This is a genomic window from Pseudomonas sp. 1152_12, from assembly GCF_052850675.1.
In genome coordinates this window covers 362,694-381,027 of sequence record NZ_VXCW01000003.1, presented here as the reverse complement: position 1 = coordinate 381,027, position 18,334 = coordinate 362,694, and the positions used below count along the sequence as shown (strand labels likewise).

General features: G+C 60.1%; 16 protein-coding genes. 7 read left to right on the top strand and 9 right to left on the bottom strand.

The features are described from left to right. Nucleotides 1-112: 112 nt before the first annotated feature. On the top strand, nucleotides 113-1,516 hold the full coding sequence (locus tag FW764_RS07100) for a NorM family multidrug efflux MATE transporter (protein WP_446433327.1): 1,404 nt from the start codon (nucleotides 113-115) through the stop codon (nucleotides 1,514-1,516). Between the two features lie 63 nt (nucleotides 1,517-1,579). Here the strand turns inward: FW764_RS07100 and FW764_RS07095 are convergent, their stop codons facing one another. Beyond that, entirely contained in the window at nucleotides 1,580-3,244 is a 1,665-nt protein-coding gene (locus FW764_RS07095; protein WP_446433326.1) for a putative bifunctional diguanylate cyclase/phosphodiesterase, read from the bottom strand. Nucleotides 3,245-3,501: 257 nt separating this feature from the next. On the opposite strand from FW764_RS07095, the gene rep reads away from it, so the two are divergent. Beyond that, nucleotides 3,502-5,511, top strand: a complete 2,010-nt coding sequence (gene rep, locus FW764_RS07090; protein ID WP_446433325.1) for a DNA helicase Rep — start codon at nucleotides 3,502-3,504, stop codon at nucleotides 5,509-5,511. Nucleotides 5,512-5,569: 58 nt separating this feature from the next. Further along, nucleotides 5,570-6,142 (top strand): xanthine phosphoribosyltransferase, encoded by a 573-nt coding sequence (locus FW764_RS07085; RefSeq protein WP_446433324.1) that lies wholly within the window; start codon nucleotides 5,570-5,572, stop codon nucleotides 6,140-6,142. A 133-nt stretch (nucleotides 6,143-6,275) separates the two neighbouring features. Here FW764_RS07085 and FW764_RS07080 read toward each other — a convergent pair whose 3' ends face one another. The 6 genes from FW764_RS07080 to dadA form a co-directional block, all read right to left on the bottom strand. Further along, on the bottom strand, nucleotides 6,276-8,198 hold the full coding sequence (locus tag FW764_RS07080) for an acetyl-CoA hydrolase/transferase C-terminal domain-containing protein (protein WP_446433323.1): 1,923 nt from the start codon (nucleotides 8,196-8,198) through the stop codon (nucleotides 6,276-6,278). Nucleotides 8,199-8,333: 135 nt separating this feature from the next. Continuing rightward, nucleotides 8,334-8,786 carry a c-type cytochrome gene (locus tag FW764_RS07075; protein ID WP_446433322.1) on the bottom strand — a complete coding sequence of 151 codons (453 nt, stop codon included), beginning with the start codon at nucleotides 8,784-8,786 and terminating at the stop codon, nucleotides 8,334-8,336. A 181-nt stretch (nucleotides 8,787-8,967) separates the two neighbouring features. Next, a complete protein-coding gene (locus FW764_RS07070; protein WP_446433321.1) occupies nucleotides 8,968-9,516 on the bottom strand; it encodes a cupin domain-containing protein in 549 nt (182 codons plus the stop codon). Nucleotides 9,517-9,632: 116 nt separating this feature from the next. Next, nucleotides 9,633-10,706, bottom strand: coding sequence for an alanine racemase (gene alr, locus FW764_RS07065; protein WP_446433320.1), 1,074 nt, complete (start codon nucleotides 10,704-10,706; stop codon nucleotides 9,633-9,635). Between the two features lie 79 nt (nucleotides 10,707-10,785). Next, nucleotides 10,786-11,139: a RidA family protein gene (locus FW764_RS07060; protein WP_446433319.1), complete on the bottom strand. Its 354-nt coding sequence runs from the start codon at nucleotides 11,137-11,139 to the stop codon at nucleotides 10,786-10,788. After that, nucleotides 11,111-12,412: a D-amino acid dehydrogenase gene (gene dadA, locus FW764_RS07055; RefSeq protein ID WP_446433318.1), complete on the bottom strand. Its 1,302-nt coding sequence runs from the start codon at nucleotides 12,410-12,412 to the stop codon at nucleotides 11,111-11,113. The genes FW764_RS07060 and dadA overlap by 29 nt, the downstream gene beginning before the upstream one ends. Before the next feature lie 156 nt (nucleotides 12,413-12,568). On the opposite strand from dadA, the gene FW764_RS07050 reads away from it, so the two are divergent. Continuing rightward, nucleotides 12,569-13,057 carry an Lrp/AsnC ligand binding domain-containing protein gene (locus tag FW764_RS07050; RefSeq protein WP_003176896.1) on the top strand — a complete coding sequence of 163 codons (489 nt, stop codon included), beginning with the start codon at nucleotides 12,569-12,571 and terminating at the stop codon, nucleotides 13,055-13,057. Nucleotides 13,058-13,123: 66 nt separating this feature from the next. Here the strand turns inward: FW764_RS07050 and FW764_RS07045 are convergent, their stop codons facing one another. Then, the gene (locus FW764_RS07045; protein ID WP_003176897.1) at nucleotides 13,124-13,477 is read right to left on the bottom strand and encodes a YkgJ family cysteine cluster protein; all 354 of its coding nucleotides are present in this window, start codon (nucleotides 13,475-13,477) and stop codon (nucleotides 13,124-13,126) included. A 115-nt stretch (nucleotides 13,478-13,592) separates the two neighbouring features. Between FW764_RS07045 and FW764_RS07040 the strand changes: the two genes are divergently transcribed. Beyond that, a complete protein-coding gene (locus FW764_RS07040; protein ID WP_446433317.1) occupies nucleotides 13,593-14,885 on the top strand; it encodes an NAD(P)/FAD-dependent oxidoreductase in 1,293 nt (430 codons plus the stop codon). Here FW764_RS07040 and FW764_RS07035 read toward each other — a convergent pair whose 3' ends face one another. Continuing rightward, nucleotides 14,886-15,110 carry a DUF1127 domain-containing protein gene (locus FW764_RS07035; protein ID WP_094948716.1) on the bottom strand — a complete coding sequence of 75 codons (225 nt, stop codon included), beginning with the start codon at nucleotides 15,108-15,110 and terminating at the stop codon, nucleotides 14,886-14,888. A 166-nt stretch (nucleotides 15,111-15,276) separates the two neighbouring features. Here FW764_RS07035 and FW764_RS07030 point away from each other — a divergent pair, with 166 nt between their 5' ends. Together FW764_RS07030 and FW764_RS07025 are read left to right on the top strand one after the other, a co-directional pair. Continuing rightward, nucleotides 15,277-16,701, top strand: coding sequence for an aminotransferase-like domain-containing protein (locus tag FW764_RS07030; protein ID WP_446433316.1), 1,425 nt, complete (start codon nucleotides 15,277-15,279; stop codon nucleotides 16,699-16,701). Nucleotides 16,702-16,763: 62 nt separating this feature from the next. Beyond that, nucleotides 16,764-18,332: a phospholipase D family protein gene (locus FW764_RS07025; protein ID WP_446433315.1), complete on the top strand. Its 1,569-nt coding sequence runs from the start codon at nucleotides 16,764-16,766 to the stop codon at nucleotides 18,330-18,332. Nucleotides 18,333-18,334: the final 2 nt, after the last annotated feature.

The window sequence follows — 18,334 nt, the reverse complement described above, 5'->3', positions numbered from 1 at the left end:
CCGAACCCTATCATGAGTTTTAATCATGCGAACGATCGCATTTATCCTTTTGTGTAATGCCGGGAGAGCGCCGAGAATCGACTCTTTCCCAGCCCTCTGACTTTTGAGCGTGATGATCATGCAGCATCCAGTGCGTACTGAACTCTGGGCCATTCTGCGGCTGTCAGGGCCGTTGATTGCCTCACAGTTGGCGCACATGTTGATGGTGCTGACCGACACCCTGATGATGGCCCGTCTGAGCCCCGAAGCCTTGGCCGGTGGCGGCCTGGGCGCAGCAAGCTATTCGTTCGTGGCGATTTTCTGCATCGGCGTGATTGCCGCTGTGGGCACCCTTGTAGCCATCCGCCATGGCGCCGGCGACATCGAAGGCGCCACCCGCCTGACGCAGGCCGGGCTCTGGCTCGCCTGGCTGATGGCCTTGGTCGCCGGCTTGCTGCTATGGAACCTCAAGCCGGTGCTGCTGATGTTTGGCCAAACCGAAACCAACGTGCACGCGGCAGGACAATTCCTGACCATCTTGCCGTTCGCCCTGCCCGGCTACCTAAGCTTCATGGCCTTGCGCGGTTTTACCAGCGCCATCGGCAAGGCAACCCCGGTGATGGTGATTAGCCTGTGCGGTACGGTGCTCAACTACTTCCTCAACCACGCATTGATTGAAGGCATGTTTGGCCTGCCCAAATTGGGCTTGATGGGCATCGGCCTGGTAACTGCGATCGTCGCCAACAGCATGGCCTTGGCACTGATGTGGTACATCCGCAGTAACCGGGCTTACGCAGCCTACCCGCTGAGTTCGGGCCTACTGCGGCTCAACACCCAGTATTTGCGCGAGTTGTGGCGCCTGGGCCTGCCGATTGGCGGCACCTACGCGGTGGAAGTTGGCTTGTTCGCCTTCGCGGCGCTGTGCATGGGCACCATGGGCAGTACGCAGTTGGCAGCCCATCAGATTGCCCTGCAGATTGTCTCGGTGGCGTTCATGGTGCCGGCGGGAATGTCGTACGCGATCACCATGCGCATCGGCCAGCACTACGGCGCCGGGCAGTTGCTGCAGGCACGCCTGGCTGGGAGGGTCGGCATAGGTTTTGGTGGGGCGGTGATGTTGGGATTTGCCGCAGCGCTGTGGCTGTTTTCCGATGCGCTTATCGGGCTGTTCCTCGACCACAATGACCCGGCCTTCCATGACGTTATCGTCCTGGCGGTCAGCTTGCTGGCCGTAGCCGCTTGGTTCGAATTGTTCGACGGCGTGCAAACCATCGCCATGGGCTGCATTCGTGGGTTGAAGGACGCCAAGACCACCTTTCTGGTGGGCTTGGGCTGCTATTGGCTGATCGGCGCGCCAGCGGCGTGGTTGATGGCGTTCACCCTCGGCTGGGGGCCAACCGGCGTGTGGTGGGGTTTGGCCTTGGGCCTGGCGTGCGCGGCTGTCAGCCTGACGTGGGCGTTTGAGGCGAAGTTGAAAGGGATGATCCGGCGGGAGCCGGAAACACAGCCTGCGTTTCATGCCGCACAGACAGAGTAGAAGCCTCACTCGATCAAAATGTGGGACCAAGCTCGCCCCCACATTTTTGATCGGGTTCGCAATTCAACCCAGCAGCGCCTGCTGGCTCTTACCGAAGGTCAAATACTCCACCAACTCCGGCAACGGCAACGGCTTGCTGATCAAATATCCCTGAGCCTGATCGCAGCCGAACAAGCGCAATAACGCCAGCTGCTCGGGCGTTTCCACGCCTTCAGCCACCACTTCCAGGTTGAGGTTGTGGGCCAGGTTGATCATGGCGTGCACCAGCTTGCGGTTTTCTTCGCGCTCTTCCATGCCGCCGACAAAGCTCTTGTCGATCTTCAGCAAGGCAATCGGCAGGCTGTTGAGGTGCACAAACGACGAAAAACCGGTGCCGAAGTCATCCAGGGAAAACCGCACGCCCAAGCGGCCGAGAGCGTCCATAGTCTGTTTGACCAAGTCACTGCGGCGCATCACGGCGGTTTCGGTCAGTTCGAATTCCAGCCACTGCGCCTCCACGCCACGCTCGGCAATCAGCCGGCTGAGGGTCGAAAGCAACTGGCTGTCCTGGAATTGGCGAAACGACAGGTTGACCGCCATGTGCAACGGCGGCAGGCCGCGTTCGCGCAGGTCTTGCATGTCGCGCAGGGCCCGGGAGATCACCCAATAGCCCAACGGCACGATCAGGCCGCTTTGTTCGGCCAGCGGCACGAATTCGCTGGGCGGCAGCAGGCCGCGCTCGCCGTGCCGCCAGCGCACCAAGGCTTCCAGACCGACGATATGCCCGTCGTCCAGGTCCAGGCGCGGTTGGTAGTGCAGTTCCAGTTCGTCCCGGCGCAACGCACGGCGCAGTTCACTTTCCAAGTCGGCCAAGCTGCGTGCGTTGCGGTTGATGCGTTCATTGAAGATATGAAAGGTGCAGCCTTGCGTGCTTTTGGCTTGCTGCATGGCGATGTGTGCGTGCCACATCAACGGGTCGGCACCGGCGCGCGCGCGCGCATGCGCCACGCCCAGGCTGCAGCCAATCAGCAGGCTTTCACCATCCACCCAATAGGGTTCGGCCATGGCTTCGGTGATGCGTTCGGCCATCCATTCAGCGCGCTGGGGCGCACGGCGGGTATCAATCAGCAGGGCGAATTCGTCGCTGCCCAGGCGCGCCAGTTGGTCGCCGGCTTCGAGCTGGCTCCTGAGACGCGAGACCACTTGCAGGATCAGCCGGTCACCGGCCTGGTGGCCCAAGGCGTCGTTGGCGTGTCGGAAATTATCGAGGTCAAGGTGGCCGAGGGCCAGGCCACGGCCTTCGTTTTCAGCCAGCCGCGCCGCCAGCAAGGTCTGGAACCCCTGACGATTGGCGATACCGGTGAGCGGGTCCTGTTCGGCCAGGCGCTGTAAGGTAGTCTCCAGCACGCCGCGCTCGCGGACATGGCGCAAGCAGCGGCGCAACGTGTCGGCATCCAATACATCGCGGATCAACCAATCGCTCACGCCCAGCGGCGAAACCAGCGGCTCCTGCTCCAACAGCAATACACACGGCAGATTGCAGCGGCCGGGGCCGGGTTGCAGGTTGGGCGTGGTCAATAGCACAGCACTGTGAGCGTCATCGAACAGACGACTCACCGAGTCCCAGTTGGGCGCACTGATCAGCACAGCCCCATCGCCCATCGGCGCCAGGCACTCGCGCAACAACGCTGCCCACGCTGGCTCATCGGCCAGTAGCAGCAAACGCAAGGGTTCGACAGGCGTAGACAAGCTAGCTCCCTAGACTCTGCAAAATTTCGTTGGCGGCCGGCATTATGACGCGCGGCCTGATAATCACCAATGATAAGGGTTATCAAATACGCTGACTGTAAGGATTAGCCTCAGAAAGCCCTTACATCCTGCGGCAAAGTATCAAAACCGGCAAATATAGATCGAGTGGTACGTCACACTGTCGTTCTGTAAGAGCAGAATCCTGCGAGCCTGTTAAAATGCCCGCCCTTTTGAACAACGACGCCTAAAAACTCTGTATGTCCCGACTCAATCCCCGGCAGCAAGAAGCCGTGAACTACGTCGGCGGCCCTCTATTGGTGCTCGCCGGTGCTGGCTCCGGCAAGACCAGCGTGATCACCCGCAAGATCGCGCACCTGATCCAGAACTGCGGCATCCGCGCCCAGTACATCGTCGCCATGACCTTTACCAACAAGGCGGCGCGCGAAATGAAAGAGCGTGTCGGCACGCTCCTCAAGGGCGGCGAAGGCCGTGGCCTCACCGTGTGCACCTTCCACAACCTGGGCCTGAACATCATCCGCAAGGAGCATGCGCGGCTGGGCTACAAGCCGGGTTTCTCGATCTTCGATGAGACCGATGTGAAGTCGCTGATGACTGACATCATGCAAAAGGAGTACGCAGGCGACGACGGCGTGGATGAGATCAAGAACATGATCGGCGCCTGGAAAAACGACCTGATCCTGCCGCCCCAAGCCCTGGAAAACGCACGCAACCCCAAGGAACAGACCGCCGCCATCGTCTACACCCACTATCAGCGCACGCTCAAGGCGTTCAACGCGGTGGACTTCGACGACCTGATCCTGTTGCCGGTGAAGCTGTTCGAGGAACACGCCGACATCCTCGAAAAATGGCAGAACAAAGTCCGCTACCTACTAGTGGACGAATATCAGGACACCAACGCCAGCCAATACCTGCTGGTGAAAATGCTGATCGGCAAGCGTAACCAGTTCACCGTGGTGGGCGACGACGACCAGTCGATCTACGCCTGGCGCGGCGCCCGTCCGGAAAACCTGATGCTGCTCAAGGACGACTACCCGTCCCTCAAAGTGGTGATGCTGGAGCAGAACTACCGCTCCACCAGCCGCATCCTGCGTTGCGCCAACGTGCTGATCTCCAACAACCCCCACGAGTTTGAAAAACAACTGTGGAGCGAGATGGGTCACGGCGATGAGATCCGCGTGATCCGCTGTCGCAACGAAGATGCCGAGGCCGAGCGCGTGGCCGTGGAAATCCTCAGCCTGCACCTGCGCACCGACCGGCCCTACAGCGACTTTGCGATCCTCTATCGGGGCAACTACCAGGCCAAGCTGATCGAGCTGAAATTGCAGCACCACCAGGTGCCGTATCGCCTGTCGGGCGGCAACAGCTTTTTCGGACGCCAGGAAGTAAAAGACCTGATGGCCTACTTCCGGCTGATCGTGAACCCGGACGACGACAACGCTTTCCTGCGCGTGATCAACGTACCGCGTCGTGAAATCGGCTCGACTACCCTGGAAAAGCTCGGCAACTACGCCACCGAACGCAAGATCTCGATGTACGCCGCCACCGACGAAATCGGCCTGGGCGAGCACCTGGACACGCGCTTCACCGATCGCCTGGCACGCTTCAAGCGCTTCATGGACAAGGTGCGCGAACAGTGCGCTGGCGAAGATCCAATCAGCGCCTTGCGCAGCATGGTCATGGACATCGACTACGAAAACTGGCTGCGCACCAACAGCTCCAGCGACAAAGCCGCGGATTACCGCATGGGCAACGTCTGGTTCCTGATCGAAGCGCTGAAGAACACCTTGGAAAAAGACGAAGACGGCGAGATGACCGTCGAAGACGCCATCGGCAAATTGGTGCTGCGCGACATGCTTGAGCGCCAGCAAGAAGAGGAAGACGGTGCCGAAGGCGTGCAGATGATGACGCTGCATGCGTCCAAGGGGCTGGAGTTTCCCTACGTGTTCATCATGGGCATGGAAGAGGAAATCCTCCCACACCGCTCCAGCATCGAAGCCGACACCATCGAAGAAGAACGGCGCCTGGCCTACGTGGGCATTACCCGCGCACGTCAGACGCTGGCCTTCACCTTTGCCGCAAAGCGCAAGCAGTACGGCGAAATCATTGATTGTGCCCCCAGCCGGTTCCTCGACGAACTCCCGCCGGACGACCTGGCCTGGGAAGGCAATGACGATACCCCGACCGAGGTGAAGGCCGTTCGCGGCAACACCGCCTTGGCGGATATACGCGCGATGTTAAAGCGCTAGAATCGACTACTTTTTAATCTACTTTCGGCGCACACCGCGCCATTAGAGGAAGCTTTCCGTGGAAGCACTGCACAAGAAAATTCGCGAAGAAGGCATCGTGCTTTCCGATCAGGTACTCAAGGTCGACGCCTTTCTGAACCACCAGATCGACCCGGCACTGATGAAACTGATCGGCGACGAATTCGCCGCGCGGTTCAAGGACTCGGGCATCACCAAGATCGTCACCATCGAAGCCTCAGGCATCGCCCCGGCAATCATGACCGGCCTGAACCTCGGTGTGCCGGTGATTTTCGCCCGCAAGCAGCAGTCCCTGACCCTGACGGAAAACCTGCTGTCGGCGACCGTGTATTCCTTCACCAAGAAGGTCGAAAGCACCGTGGCAATTTCCCCGCGCCACCTGACCAGCAGCGACCGCGTGCTGGTGATCGATGACTTCCTGGCCAACGGCAAGGCGTCCCAGGCGCTGATCTCGATCATCAAACAAGCTGGCGCGACCGTGGCGGGCTTGGGGATTGTGATCGAGAAGTCATTCCAGGGTGGCCGTGCGGAGCTGGATGCGCAGGGTTATCGGGTTGAGTCGCTGGCGCGGGTGAAGTCGCTGACGGGTGGTGTGGTCACTTTCATCGAGTAGTCGCTGCCCGAATGCAGTTAAACATGTGGGAGCGGGCTTGCTCGCGAATGCGGTGTGACAGTCAATGTATAAGTCGACTGATACACAGCTTTCGCGAACAAGACCGCTCCCACGTTTGGTTTGCGTTGGGCTGTCAGTGAGCGGTGGCCTGTAAGCCGGCGAGTAATAAACGCTGATAGAGGTCCTCTTTCAGCCCTTGCGGCTTGTCCAAACGCATCCGCTCCAGATGCTTGGGAAACACCTCCGGCTCCGGTGCGTCCAGCGCCGCCTTGCCCAACTCCAGAATCTCCGTCAGCTTGAATTTGCTCTTGAGCCAGTTCAATGCCCGCAACAGATCCTTTTCCTCATCCGTGAAGTCAGTGCCCAACGGATACTCCGGAAACAAACGGCGATGTCGCACCTCAATGCCCTTGAGCCGCTCAGGCGTATTGTCGGCAAAGCGTGGGTCCAGCTGGAAATCCTTGGGCAACTTGCCGGCCTTTTGCGCCTGCTCGATCAGGTCGCCCTGAAAGCGCGAGTCGGTAATATTCAGCAGCGCTTCAATCACTTTTGCATCCGTCTGCCCACGCAAATCGGCAATCCCGTACTCAGTGATGACGATATCGCGCAGGTGGCGAGGAATGGTGCAGTGCCCGTACTCCCAGACGATATTGGAACTGACCTCACCCGCCGACTCGCGCCAGCTGCGCAGGATCAGAATCGAACGCGCGCCTTCCAATGCATGGCCCTGAGCAACAAAGTTGTATTGCCCGCCGACGCCACTGAGCACACGGCCGTCTTCCAACTGATCAGCTACACCTGCGCCGAGCAGCGTCACTATGATCGCGCTGTTGATAAACCGCGCGTCCAGGCGCTGCAGGCGCTTGAGCTCTTCTTGACCGTAGAGTTCGTTGATGTAGCTGATGCGCGTCATGTTGAATTCGAGGCGCTTGGCGTGAGTCATTTCCTGCAAGCGCTGGTAAAAACTGCGCGGCCCGAGAAAGAAGCCGCCGTGAATCGAGACACCGTCGGACTGTGCCGCATCGTCTAGCGTGCCAGCGTTGGCTTGCTCCTGGGTCGCCACATCCGGGTAGACCTTGCGCCGGATAATCCCGGCGTCGGCCAGTACCAGCAGGCCGTTGACGAACATTTCGCTGCAACCGTACAAGCCTCGGGCGAACGGCGCGACGCCGCCTTCATGGCTGATCAAAGGCGCCCACTGATACACATCAAGGTCGGTCAGCAACAGTCGATAGGCCTCGTTATCGGCCTGGCGCGCCAGCAAGGCGGCGGTCAGCGCATCGCCCATGGAGCCGATGCCGATCTGCAAGGTGCCGCCATCGCGCACCAAAGTGCTGGCATGCACGCCGATGAAATGGTCCTGGAAACCCACGGGCATGTTCGGTGTGGAGAACAGCGTAGTGCTGTCCTTTTCGTCGATCAGGTAGTCGAACGCGTCCATGCCCAGTTCGGCATCACCGGGCATGTAGGGTAAATCGCTGTGAACTTGGCCAACGATCAGGATGGTTTCGCCAGCTTGGCGGCGCTTCTCGATCATGGGCAGCAGGTCGAGGGTGATATCGGGATTGCAGCTCAGGCTCAGGCGATCAGGATGCTCAGTGCTGCTGGCCACCAGTTGTGCCACCAAGTTGAGGCCAGCGGCATTGATGTCGCGGGCGGCATGGCTGTAATTGCTGCTGACGTAGTCCTGCTGCGCCGATGCGCTGTGAAGCAGGCTGCCAGGCTGCATGAAGAATTGCTGCACACGGATATTGGCGGGTAGGCTGTCTTTGTGCAGATCAGCGAGGAAATCCAGCTCAGGGTAGTCGCCGAACACCCGCTCGAGAAAGGGCTCGAGAAAGCGCTTCTGCAAACCATCGCCCATCGTTGGACGGCCCAAGACCAGCGCGGTGTAGATCGTCAGCGCCCGCTCCGGCAATTTGGCGATACGCCGGTACAACGCATTGACGAACAGGTTGGGCTTGCCCAGCCCCAGTGGCATGCCCATGTGGATATGCGCGGGCAAGCGCGCCAGTACGTCGTCAACTGCTTGCTCGATTGAACACAACTGCACCATCCGACCCTCCTGACATTCCATGATTAGGGGTTGGACCGAGCTTGCCGGGTCTTTGCTGCAATGAACAGCCTCTAAGTACAAATCCCAAGCACAAAAAAGCCGCTGGTCAGCGGCTTTTTGGCGGAGATCGGCAATTTACAGCCCTGACATCTTCTTGATCGCACCCTCAAGGTCCTCAAGGCTGCAATCAGCACAAGTCCCCATCGGAGGCATAGCGTTCAAGCCATGCTTGGCGACCTGGGCCAACCCCTTGGTCCCTTTCTGCGGATCCTCAATTTTGAGCTCCGCCAATACAGTATCCAAATGACCTACCCGTTCCTTCCAGGCAGCGGTATCACCGATCTTCGGAGCATTCAGCAACCCGGTGCCATGGCACGCGTTGCAATGCTTGGCGATCACCTCGTCCGGCGTTTTCGCTCCGCCACCGCCGCCCACTGCCACCGCCACTTCCATGCCTTTGCATTCCTGGCCTTGGACACAGACCTGGGCGACAGGCTCCAGGCGCTTGGCAATTTCATCATTGGTCGCAGCTTGAGCGCTGACAGCCCATAGGGACAGTACGGTTGCTGGTGCAGCCAGCATTTTCATAATTAGGTTCACGCGTTCACCCTCAATGGTGGCTATTCACGCCTGCGGCCACGGTTTCGCAGGCGGCGAAAGTATAACGGTTAGCCCGCCTGGCTGAAACAACCCTATTAAATAAAGGGAGATTCAGCTGCGCGGAACACTGCTTGGGTGCCTCTGCAACGCTGGCAGGACGCCTCTTGTGTCAAAAGTTCGCGGGTGTGGCTGCGCTGATTAGTCGCGCCGGCACATCGAACGGGTTGCGAAAACGATGCGGCTTAGTGCTTTCAAAGTAGTAGCTATCGCCAGCTTCGAGCACAAAAGTTTCAAGACCGACCACCAATTCCAGACGGCCCTCCACCAGAATCCCGGTTTCCTCACCTTCGTGGGTGAGCATTTCTTCGCCGGTATCGGCACCCGGCGGGTAGATTTCGTTAAGAAACGCAATCGCCCGGCTTGAGTGCGCGCGGCCAACCAGCTTCATAGTGACGGCGCCATCCGAGATGTCGATCAGCTCATTGGCTTTATAGACGATCTGGGTCGGTTTTTCCTGAAGGATCTCCTCGGAAAAGAACTCGACCATGGACATGGGAATGCCGCCCAGCACCTTGCGCAAGGAGCTGATCGAGGGACTGACACTATTTTTTTCGATCATCGAAATGGTGCTGTTGGTGACACCCGCGCGCTTGGCGAGCTCGCGCTGGGAAAGACCCTTCAGTTTACGGATGGATTGCAGTCGTTCGCCGACGTCCAATGCAGGAGCCTCCTAGGATTCAGGCTTTGTTGTAATTGAGCGTTATCATGGCGACAGCGTTCAGTATTTACAACACTTGGGCCTAAATCCCGGCGAGCCCCACTCGTCAGCTGTGTTCAAGCCTCGGAGTAGAGCCTTGGCACGCGGCGCAGGTTGCAGAATATCTGATAGGGAATGGTCTCGGCGGCAGCCGCGACGTCACTGGCGAGAATATTTTTGCCCCACAGCTCCACCGTGGAACCAAGGCCTGCCTGGGGCACGTCGGTCAGGTCGACACACAGCATGTCCATGGACACGCGGCCCAGTAACTGGCTGCACTGCCCCGCCACCAGTACCGGTGTGCCGGTCGGCGCATGACGCGGGTAGCCGTCGGCGTACCCCATGGCAACCACGCCGATGCGCATCGGTTTTGGGGTGATGAACCTGGCGCCGTAACCCACCGGCTCGCCAGCTGGTAGTTCGCGTACGCAGATGACTTTGGATTCCAGCGTCATCACCGGCTGCAAACGCGCGGCGATGGCTTGGTCTTCACCAAATGGCGTTGCGCCATAAAGCATGATGCCCGGGCGTACCCAATCGCTGGAAATGTTCGGCCAGCCCATCACCGACGGCGAGTTGCGCAGACTGACTTGCGCCGACAGGCCTTGGCGCGCCGCTTCAAACACCGCCACTTGTTCATCACTGCGCACACAATCGAGTTCGTCGGCACGGGCAAAGTGGCTCATCAAGACGATCTTGGCCACTTTGCCGCTGCCCAGCAGGCGCTGGTAAGCCTCATGATAGTCCTTGGGGTGCAGGCCAACGCGGTGCATGCCCGAGTCGAGCTTGAGCCAGATGGTCAGCGGCTGGCTCAAACGGGCTTGCTCGATAGCGTCCAACTGCCACAGCGAATGCACCACACACCACAAGTCATGCTCAATGATCAGCGGCAGCTCGTCGGCCTCAAAAAAACCTTCGAGCAGCAACACCGGTGCACGAATCCCGGCAGCGCGCAGCTCCAACGCCTCTTCGATGCACGCCACCGCAAACCCGTCGGCCTCGGCTTCGAGCGCCTGGGCCACGCGCACGGCGCCATGGCCATAGGCATCGGCTTTGACCACGGCGAGGGCCTTGGCCCCCGTGACTTCACGGGCCAATTGGTAGTTATGGCGCAGGGCTTGGAGGTCGATCAGGGCACGGGCAGGACGCATGGCGGCAGGCTTCTAGGCGGCAGAGTGAAGAAAAACCGGCACCGACCAACAACGTCGGCGCCGGGAGAGGGATCTGGGTTTAAGGCAGCGCGGCCACGACGGACAGCTCTACCAGGATTTCCGGTTCGCACAACTTGGCTTCAACGGTGGCACGGGCTGGGGCGATGCCTCTAGGCAGCCACTTGTCCCACACCGCGTTCATGCCAGCGAAATCGGCATTGATGTCTTTGAGGTAGATCGTCACCGACAGCAGCTTGGTTTTTTCAGTGCCGGCCAAGTCCAGCAAACGCTCGATATTGAACAGGGTTTCACGGGTCTGCTGTTCAATCCCGGCACTCATGTCGTCGCCGACTTGCCCTGCCAGATACACAGTACCGCTGTGAACAACGATCTGGCTCATGCGCTCATTGGTGAGCTGGCGCTGGATGGACATGTTTTGCGGACTCCTGGTGGTTGCCGTAACGGGAAATATCGAGGCCTTCGGCGCTGATCTGTGGGGTTTTCTTTGCCATCAGGTCGGCCAGCAAACGACCAGAGCCACAGGCCATGGTCCAACCGAGCGTGCCGTGGCCGGTATTCAGGAACAGGTTCTTGAACGGGGTGGCACCGACAATCGGCGTGCCGTCGGGTGTAGTCGGGCGCAAGCCGGTCCAGAACGAGGCTTCGGTCAAATCGCCGCCCTGAGGATAAAGGTCGTTGACGATCATCTCCAGGGTTTCACGTCGACGTGGGTTCAGCGACAGGTCAAAACCGGCTATTTCAGCCATGCCGCCGACGCGGATGCGGTTGTCGAAACGGGTGATCGCGACCTTGTAGGTCTCGTCTAGAATGGTCGAGGTCGGCGCCATCGCCGGGTTGGTGATCGGCACAGTCAGCGAGTAACCCTTGAGCGGGTACACAGGTGCCTTAATCCCCAGCGGCTTGAGTACCTTGGGCGAGTAGCTGCCGAGGGCCAGCACGTAACGGTCGGCGGTTTCCAGCTTGCCGTCGATCCACACGCCGTTGATACGGTCGCCTGCGTAGTCCAGGCGCTGGATGTCCTGTTCGAAGCGGAATTCCACGCCCAACTGTTTGCACATGTCGACCAGGCGCGTGGTGAACATCTGGCAGTCGCCGGTCTGGTCATTCGGCAGGCGCAGGGCGCCGGCGAGGATATCGGTGACGCTGGCCAGGGCCGGCTCAACGCGGGCAATGCCGGCGCGGTCGAGCAGTTCGAACGGCACGCCGGACTCTTTCAACACAGCGATGTCTTTGGCGGCGCCATCCAACTGAGCCTGGGTGCGGAACAGTTGAGTCGTACCGAGGCTGCGACCTTCGTAGGCAATGCCGGTTTCAGCGCGCAGCTCGTCGAGGCAGTCGCGGCTGTACTCGGACAGACGCACCATGCGCTCTTTGTTCACCGCATAGCGGCTGGCCGTGCAGTTGCGCAGCATCTGCGCCATCCACAGGTATTGATCGATATCAGTCGTGGCCTTGATCGCCAGCGGCGCATGGCGCTGCAGCAACCACTTGATCGCCTTGAGCGGAACGCCCGGCGCGGCCCAGGGCGAAGCATAACCTGGCGACACCTGCCCGGCGTTGGCGAAACTGGTTTCCATGGCAGCAGCTGGCTGACGGTCGACCACAACGACTTCAAAGCCGGCTCGCGCCAAATAGTAGGCACTGGTCACCCCAATCACGCCGCTACCCAAGACCAGAACGCGCATTTTTATATCCTCATCACGGGCTTAGCCGCTGACGTGTGTTATTCGAGCAATGATGAGCGCAGTGTAAAAAACAATGGGCAGTGCATTTCACTATATAAATGCCTATATTTGGCGACAATTCTCGGCAAAAACCCTTTTCACAGAGGCGTATCCCCTATGCGTACTAACACCCAGACCAAGCGGGAGCTGGACAAAATCGACCGTAATATCCTGCGCATCCTGCAAACCGACGGGCGTATTTCGTTCACGGAACTGGGTGAAAAGGTCGGGCTGTCGACCACACCATGCACCGAACGCGTACGCCGCCTGGAGCGTGAAGGGATCATCATGGGCTACAACGCGCGGCTCAACCCGCAGCATTTGAAGGGAAGTTTGCTGGTATTTGTCGAGATCAGCCTCGATTACAAGTCCGGCGACACTTTTGAAGAATTCCGCCGCGCGGTGCTGAAACTGCCGCATGTGCTGGAGTGTCACCTGGTGTCAGGCGACTTCGACTACTTGGTGAAAGCGCGGATTTCCGAGATGGCCTCGTACCGCAAATTGCTGGGCGATATCTTGCTCAAGTTGCCCCATGTGCGGGAATCCAAGAGTTATATCGTGATGGAAGAGGTGAAAGAGAGCCTGAACCTGCCGATCCCGGATTAACGGATACGCCGCAATCAAAGGTGGGAGCTGGCTTGCCTGCGCCCACCTTTTGCCCGAGTACATCCGCTAGACCAGCACCTGCCGGGTGCTCGCCATGTATTCATGGATCTGCTTTTCTACTCGCGGGTGAATCAGCTCCACCGGCCCCCGCCCATTGGGGCACGGCAAGGTCTTGGTGGTACCAAACAACCGACAGATCAACGGCCGCTCGTCATACACCGTGCAGCCATTTGGCCCGAGGTGTACGCAGTTCAGCTCGTCCATGGCCGCGTCCTGCTCAGCAGCGGTCTTACGTGGCAGTCGCGACATTTCTTCGGGCGATGTGGTCACCGGCCCACAGCAGTCGTGGCAGCCGGGGACGCACTCGAACGAAGGAATCTGTCGGCGCAGCGCGCTGATTTTCTGGCTGTTGCAACTCATCGAAACACGTACCGAACGGCGAATAGGCGTTGATTCTGACGCAAAACGCCCTGCGCAGACAGCTTCGTCCGACCGCTGTATCCTGCGTCAAATTTTCCAAACAGGGAGGCTCCCCATGACCGCCAGCGCCCGGCACACCGCTTCCTACTACGCCGCCAGCAGCGTCCCACAACCCGACTGCCCGGCGTTGGCGGGCGAAGTCAGCGCCGATGTGTGCGTAATTGGCGGCGGTTATTCCGGGCTTAACACGGCGCTGGAGTTGGCCGAGCGCGGTTTTAGCGTGGTGTTGCTGGAGGCGCGCAAAATCGGCTGGGGCGCCAGTGGCCGTAATGGCGGCCAGCTTATTCGTGGCGTCGGCCATGGCCTGGACCAGTTCGCCAATGTGATCGGCAGCGACGGCGTACGCCAGATGAAGCTGATGGGCCTGGAGGCCGTGGAGATCGTGCGCGAACGCGTCGAGCGCTATCAGATCCCCTGCGACCTGACGTGGGGCTATTGCGACCTGGCGAACAAACCTCAGCATCTGCAAGACCTGGCCGAGGACGCCGAAGAATTGCGCAGCCTCGGCTATCGCCATGAAGTGCGCCTGCTGCAAGCCAGCGAGATGAGCAGCGTGGTCGGCTCTGACCGCTACCTGGGCGGCATGATCGACATGGGCTCCGGCCACCTGCACCCGCTGAACCTGGCCCTCGGTGAAGCCGCCGCCGCGCAGCAGTTGGGCGTGAAGCTGTTCGAGCAGTCCGAAGTGACGCGCATCGACTACGGCCCCGAGGTCAACGTGCACACCGCCCTTGGCAATGTGCGCGCCAAGACCCTGGTGCTGGCCTGTAACGCTTACCTTAATGGCCTGAACCCACACCTGAGCGGCAAAGTGCTGCCCGCCGGCAGCTACATCATCGCCACCGAGCCGTTGAGCGAAGCACAAGCCGCCAACCTGTTGCCGCAGAACATGGCTGTGTGTGATCAGCGGGTGACGGTGGATTACTTCCGGTTATCCGCCGACCGCCGTCTGTTGTTTGGTGGTGCCTGCCACTATTCCGGACGCGACCCTCAGGATATCGGCGCCTACATGCGCCCGAAGATGCTCAAGGTGTTTCCACAACTGGCCGACGTGAAGATCGACTACCAGTGGGGCGGCATGATTGGCATCGGCGCCAACCGCTTGCCGCAGATTGGCCGGCTGGTCGACCAGCCCAACGTGTATTACGCCCAGGCCTACGCCGGCCATGGCCTCAATGCCACACACCTGGCGGGCAAGTTGCTGGCCGAGGCTATCAGCGGCCAGCAGCAAGGTCGTTTCGACTTGTTCGCCAAAGTGCCGCACATCACCTTCCCCGGCGGTAAACATTTACGTTCGCCGCTACTGGCGTTGGGGATGCTCTGGCACCGGTTCAAAGAGCTGATCTGATCAATCGCGCCAGAACGGTTTCAGGCCTTCCTGGCGCGCTTGTTCGGCGGTCAGCCCAACGTCGCGCAGTTGCTCGCGGGTCAAATGCAGCAAGGCTTTGCGCGTGTGGCGGCGGTGCCAGAACAGGCTCCATCGGCTGATATCGCGCGGCGCCGTCCCCCGCTCCTGCCCTGCCTGCAACTCCTGACTGTGTAGCATCAGACGCACATCGCTTATGCCGCTCATTTTGCTGCCCCTCATTTGCTTGTTGCCATGAGTGACTAGAGTGAGCGCGTACGCCAAACCATTACAGATTCAACCTACCTTTATTAAATCAATACAGATGCTGCCCATGGGTGCCTGAATCCTGTATTTTCCGGGTATCTGTACTGGTCCCTCAGGAGTGGCCGCCATGACCCTTTACGTCAACCTCGCCGAATTGCTCGGCACCCGCATCGAGCAGGGCTTCTACCGCCCCGGCGATCGTTTGCCCTCTGTACGAGCCTTGAGTGTGGAACACGGGGTCAGCCTGAGCACCGTGCAACAAGCCTATCGCTTACTGGAAGACAACGGCCTGGCAATGCCCAAGCCTAAGTCCGGCTACTTTGTACCCGTCGGGCGCGAGCTGCCGGCGCTGCCCGAGGTAGGCCGCCCCGCCCAGCGTCCGGTGGAAATTTCCCAATGGGATCAGGTGCTGGAACTGATTCGCGCAGTGCCGCGCAAGGACGTCATACAGATGGGCCGGGGCATGCCGGACGTATTGTCACCCACCCTGAAGCCCCTGCTGCGCAGCCTCGCGCGAGTCAGCCGTCGCCAGGATTTGCCGGGACTGTATTACGACAACATCCTCGGCTGTATGGAATTGCGCGAGCAGATTGCACGACTGTCATTGGATTCTGGCTGCCAGCTGACGGCAGAAGACATTGTGATCACCACGGGCTGCCATGAGGCCCTGTCCGCCAGCATCCATGCGATCTGTGAGCCGGGCGATATCGTTGCCGTCGACTCACCGAGCTTTCACGGCGCCATGCAGACCCTCAAGGGCCTGGGCATGAAAGCCTTGGAAATCCCCACGGACCCGGTCACCGGCATCAGCCTCGAAGCGCTTGAATTGGCCTTGGAACAGTGGCCGATCAAGGTCATCCAGCTGACGCCCAACTGCAATAACCCCTTGGGCTACATCATGCCGGAAGCGCGCAAACGCGCGTTGCTGACCCTGGCCCAGCGCTTTGACGTGGCGATCATCGAAGACGATGTGTATGGCGAATTGGCCTACAGCTACCCGCGCCCGCGCACGATCAAATCCTTCGACGAGGACGGCCGCGTGCTGCTATGCAGCTCCTTCTCGAAAACCCTGGCGCCTGGCCTGCGTATTGGCTGGGTTGCGCCCGGACGCTATCTGGAGCGGGTGCTGCACATGAAATACATCAGCACCGGCTCCACCGCGACCCAGCCGCAGATCGCCATTGCCGAGTTTTTGAAAAATGGCCACTTCGAACCTCATTTGCGGAGGATGCGCACCCAATACCAGCGCAATCGCGACTTGATAATCGACTGGGTCAGCCGCTATTTCCCGGCGGGCACGCGCGCCAGCCGACCCCAGGGCAGCTTCATGCTGTGGGTCGAGCTGCCGGAAGGCTTCGACACGCTCAAGCTCAACCGGGTGCTGGTTGAACAAGGCGTACAAGTGGCTGTGGGAAGCATCTTTTCTGCTTCCGGCAAGTACCGGAACTGCCTGCGCATGAACTACGCTGCCAAGCCAACCCCGCAGATTGAAGAAGCCGTACGCAAAGTCGGGGCCGCCGCGATCAAGATGCTCGCCGAAGCGGCTGACTGACCTTTCGCCGGAATTCGCCGTCCTATGCTCACAACCGCCCTGACCTGGAAGCAGCACCCTTGATGATTCGACGGCTTTTACCGTTTTTCCTGTTGGGCGCTTTGGCGTTGGGCGGTTGCGCTACGGTCGATACTCCGCACACTTCCAGCGACGCCTTGCCCGCCGCGCAATCGTCATTCGGCCGCTCGATCCAGGCGCAGGCGGCGCCATATCAAGGGCGCTCAGGCTTTCGCTTGTTGCCCAACAGCAGCGAAGCCTTCATGGCCCGCGCCGAGCTGATTCGCAACGCCCAAAGCAGCCTTGACCTGCAGTACTACATCGTCCACGACGGCATCAGCACACGCATGCTCGTGGATGAACTGCTCAAGGCGGCTGACCGTGGGGTGCGCGTGCGCATCCTGTTGGACGACACCACCAGCGATGGCTTAGATCAAGTCATCGCCACCCTCGCTGCCCACCCGCAGATCGAAATCCGCCTGTTCAACCCACTGCACTTGGGCCGCAGCACCGGTGTAACGCGGGCCATGGGCCGGCTGTTCAACCTGTCGCTGCAACACCGGCGCATGCACAACAAGCTGTGGCTGGCGGACAGCAGCGTGGCCATTGTCGGCGGGCGCAACCTGGGCGACGAGTATTTCGACGCCGAACCCAACCTCAACTTCACCGATATCGACATGCTCAGCGTGGGCCCGGTGGCTGAGCAGCTCGGCCACAGCTTTGATCAGTACTGGAACAGCGCACTGAGCAAGCCGATTAATGAATTCGTCTCCAGCACCCCGTCCAAGGGCGACTTGGCCTGCGCACGCGCGCGCCTGCAGGACTCGCTGGCAGACTCTCGCCAGCAGAACCACGCCCTGTACAACCGCTTGCGCACCTACCAGACCCAGCCGCGCATGGACATTTGGCGCCGCGAGCTGATATGGGCCTGGAACCAGGCGTTGTGGGATGCCCCGAGCAAAGTGTTGGCCAAGGCCGACCCTGACCCGCGGTTGCTGCTCACCACTCAACTGGCACCGGAGCTGGAAGGCGTTAATCATGAGCTGATTATGATTTCGGCGTACTTCGTGCCAGGACAGCCTGGACTGGTGTACTTGACCGGCCGCGCCGATGCGGGGGTATCGGTGAGCTTGCTGACCAATTCCCTCGAAGCCACCGACGTCCCGGCCGTGCACGGCGGCTATGCGCCGTATCGCAAGGCCCTGCTGGAGCACAGCGTAAAACTCTACGAACTGCGCCGTCAACCCGGTGACCCGAGCGCAGGCAGCGGCCCGCACCTGTTTCGTCGGGGCGCCTTCCACGGCTCGAACTCCAGCCTGCACAGCAAGGCGATGATCTTTGATCGGGAGAAGTCGTTTATCGGCTCGTTCAACTTCGACCCCCGCTCGGTGCTGTGGAACACCGAGGTCGGCGTGCTGGTGGACAGCCCCGAGCTGGCGGAGCACGTGCGCAACCTGGCGCTGCAGGGTATGGCACCGACATTGAGTTACCAGGCGAAATTGCAGAATGGCCAGGTGGTGTGGACCACAGAGGATAATGGCCAACTGCACACGCTAACTGATGAGCCCGGCAGTTGGTGGCGCCGGTTCAATGCCTGGTTCGCCACTTCAGTCGGCCTGGAGCGCATGCTCTAGGA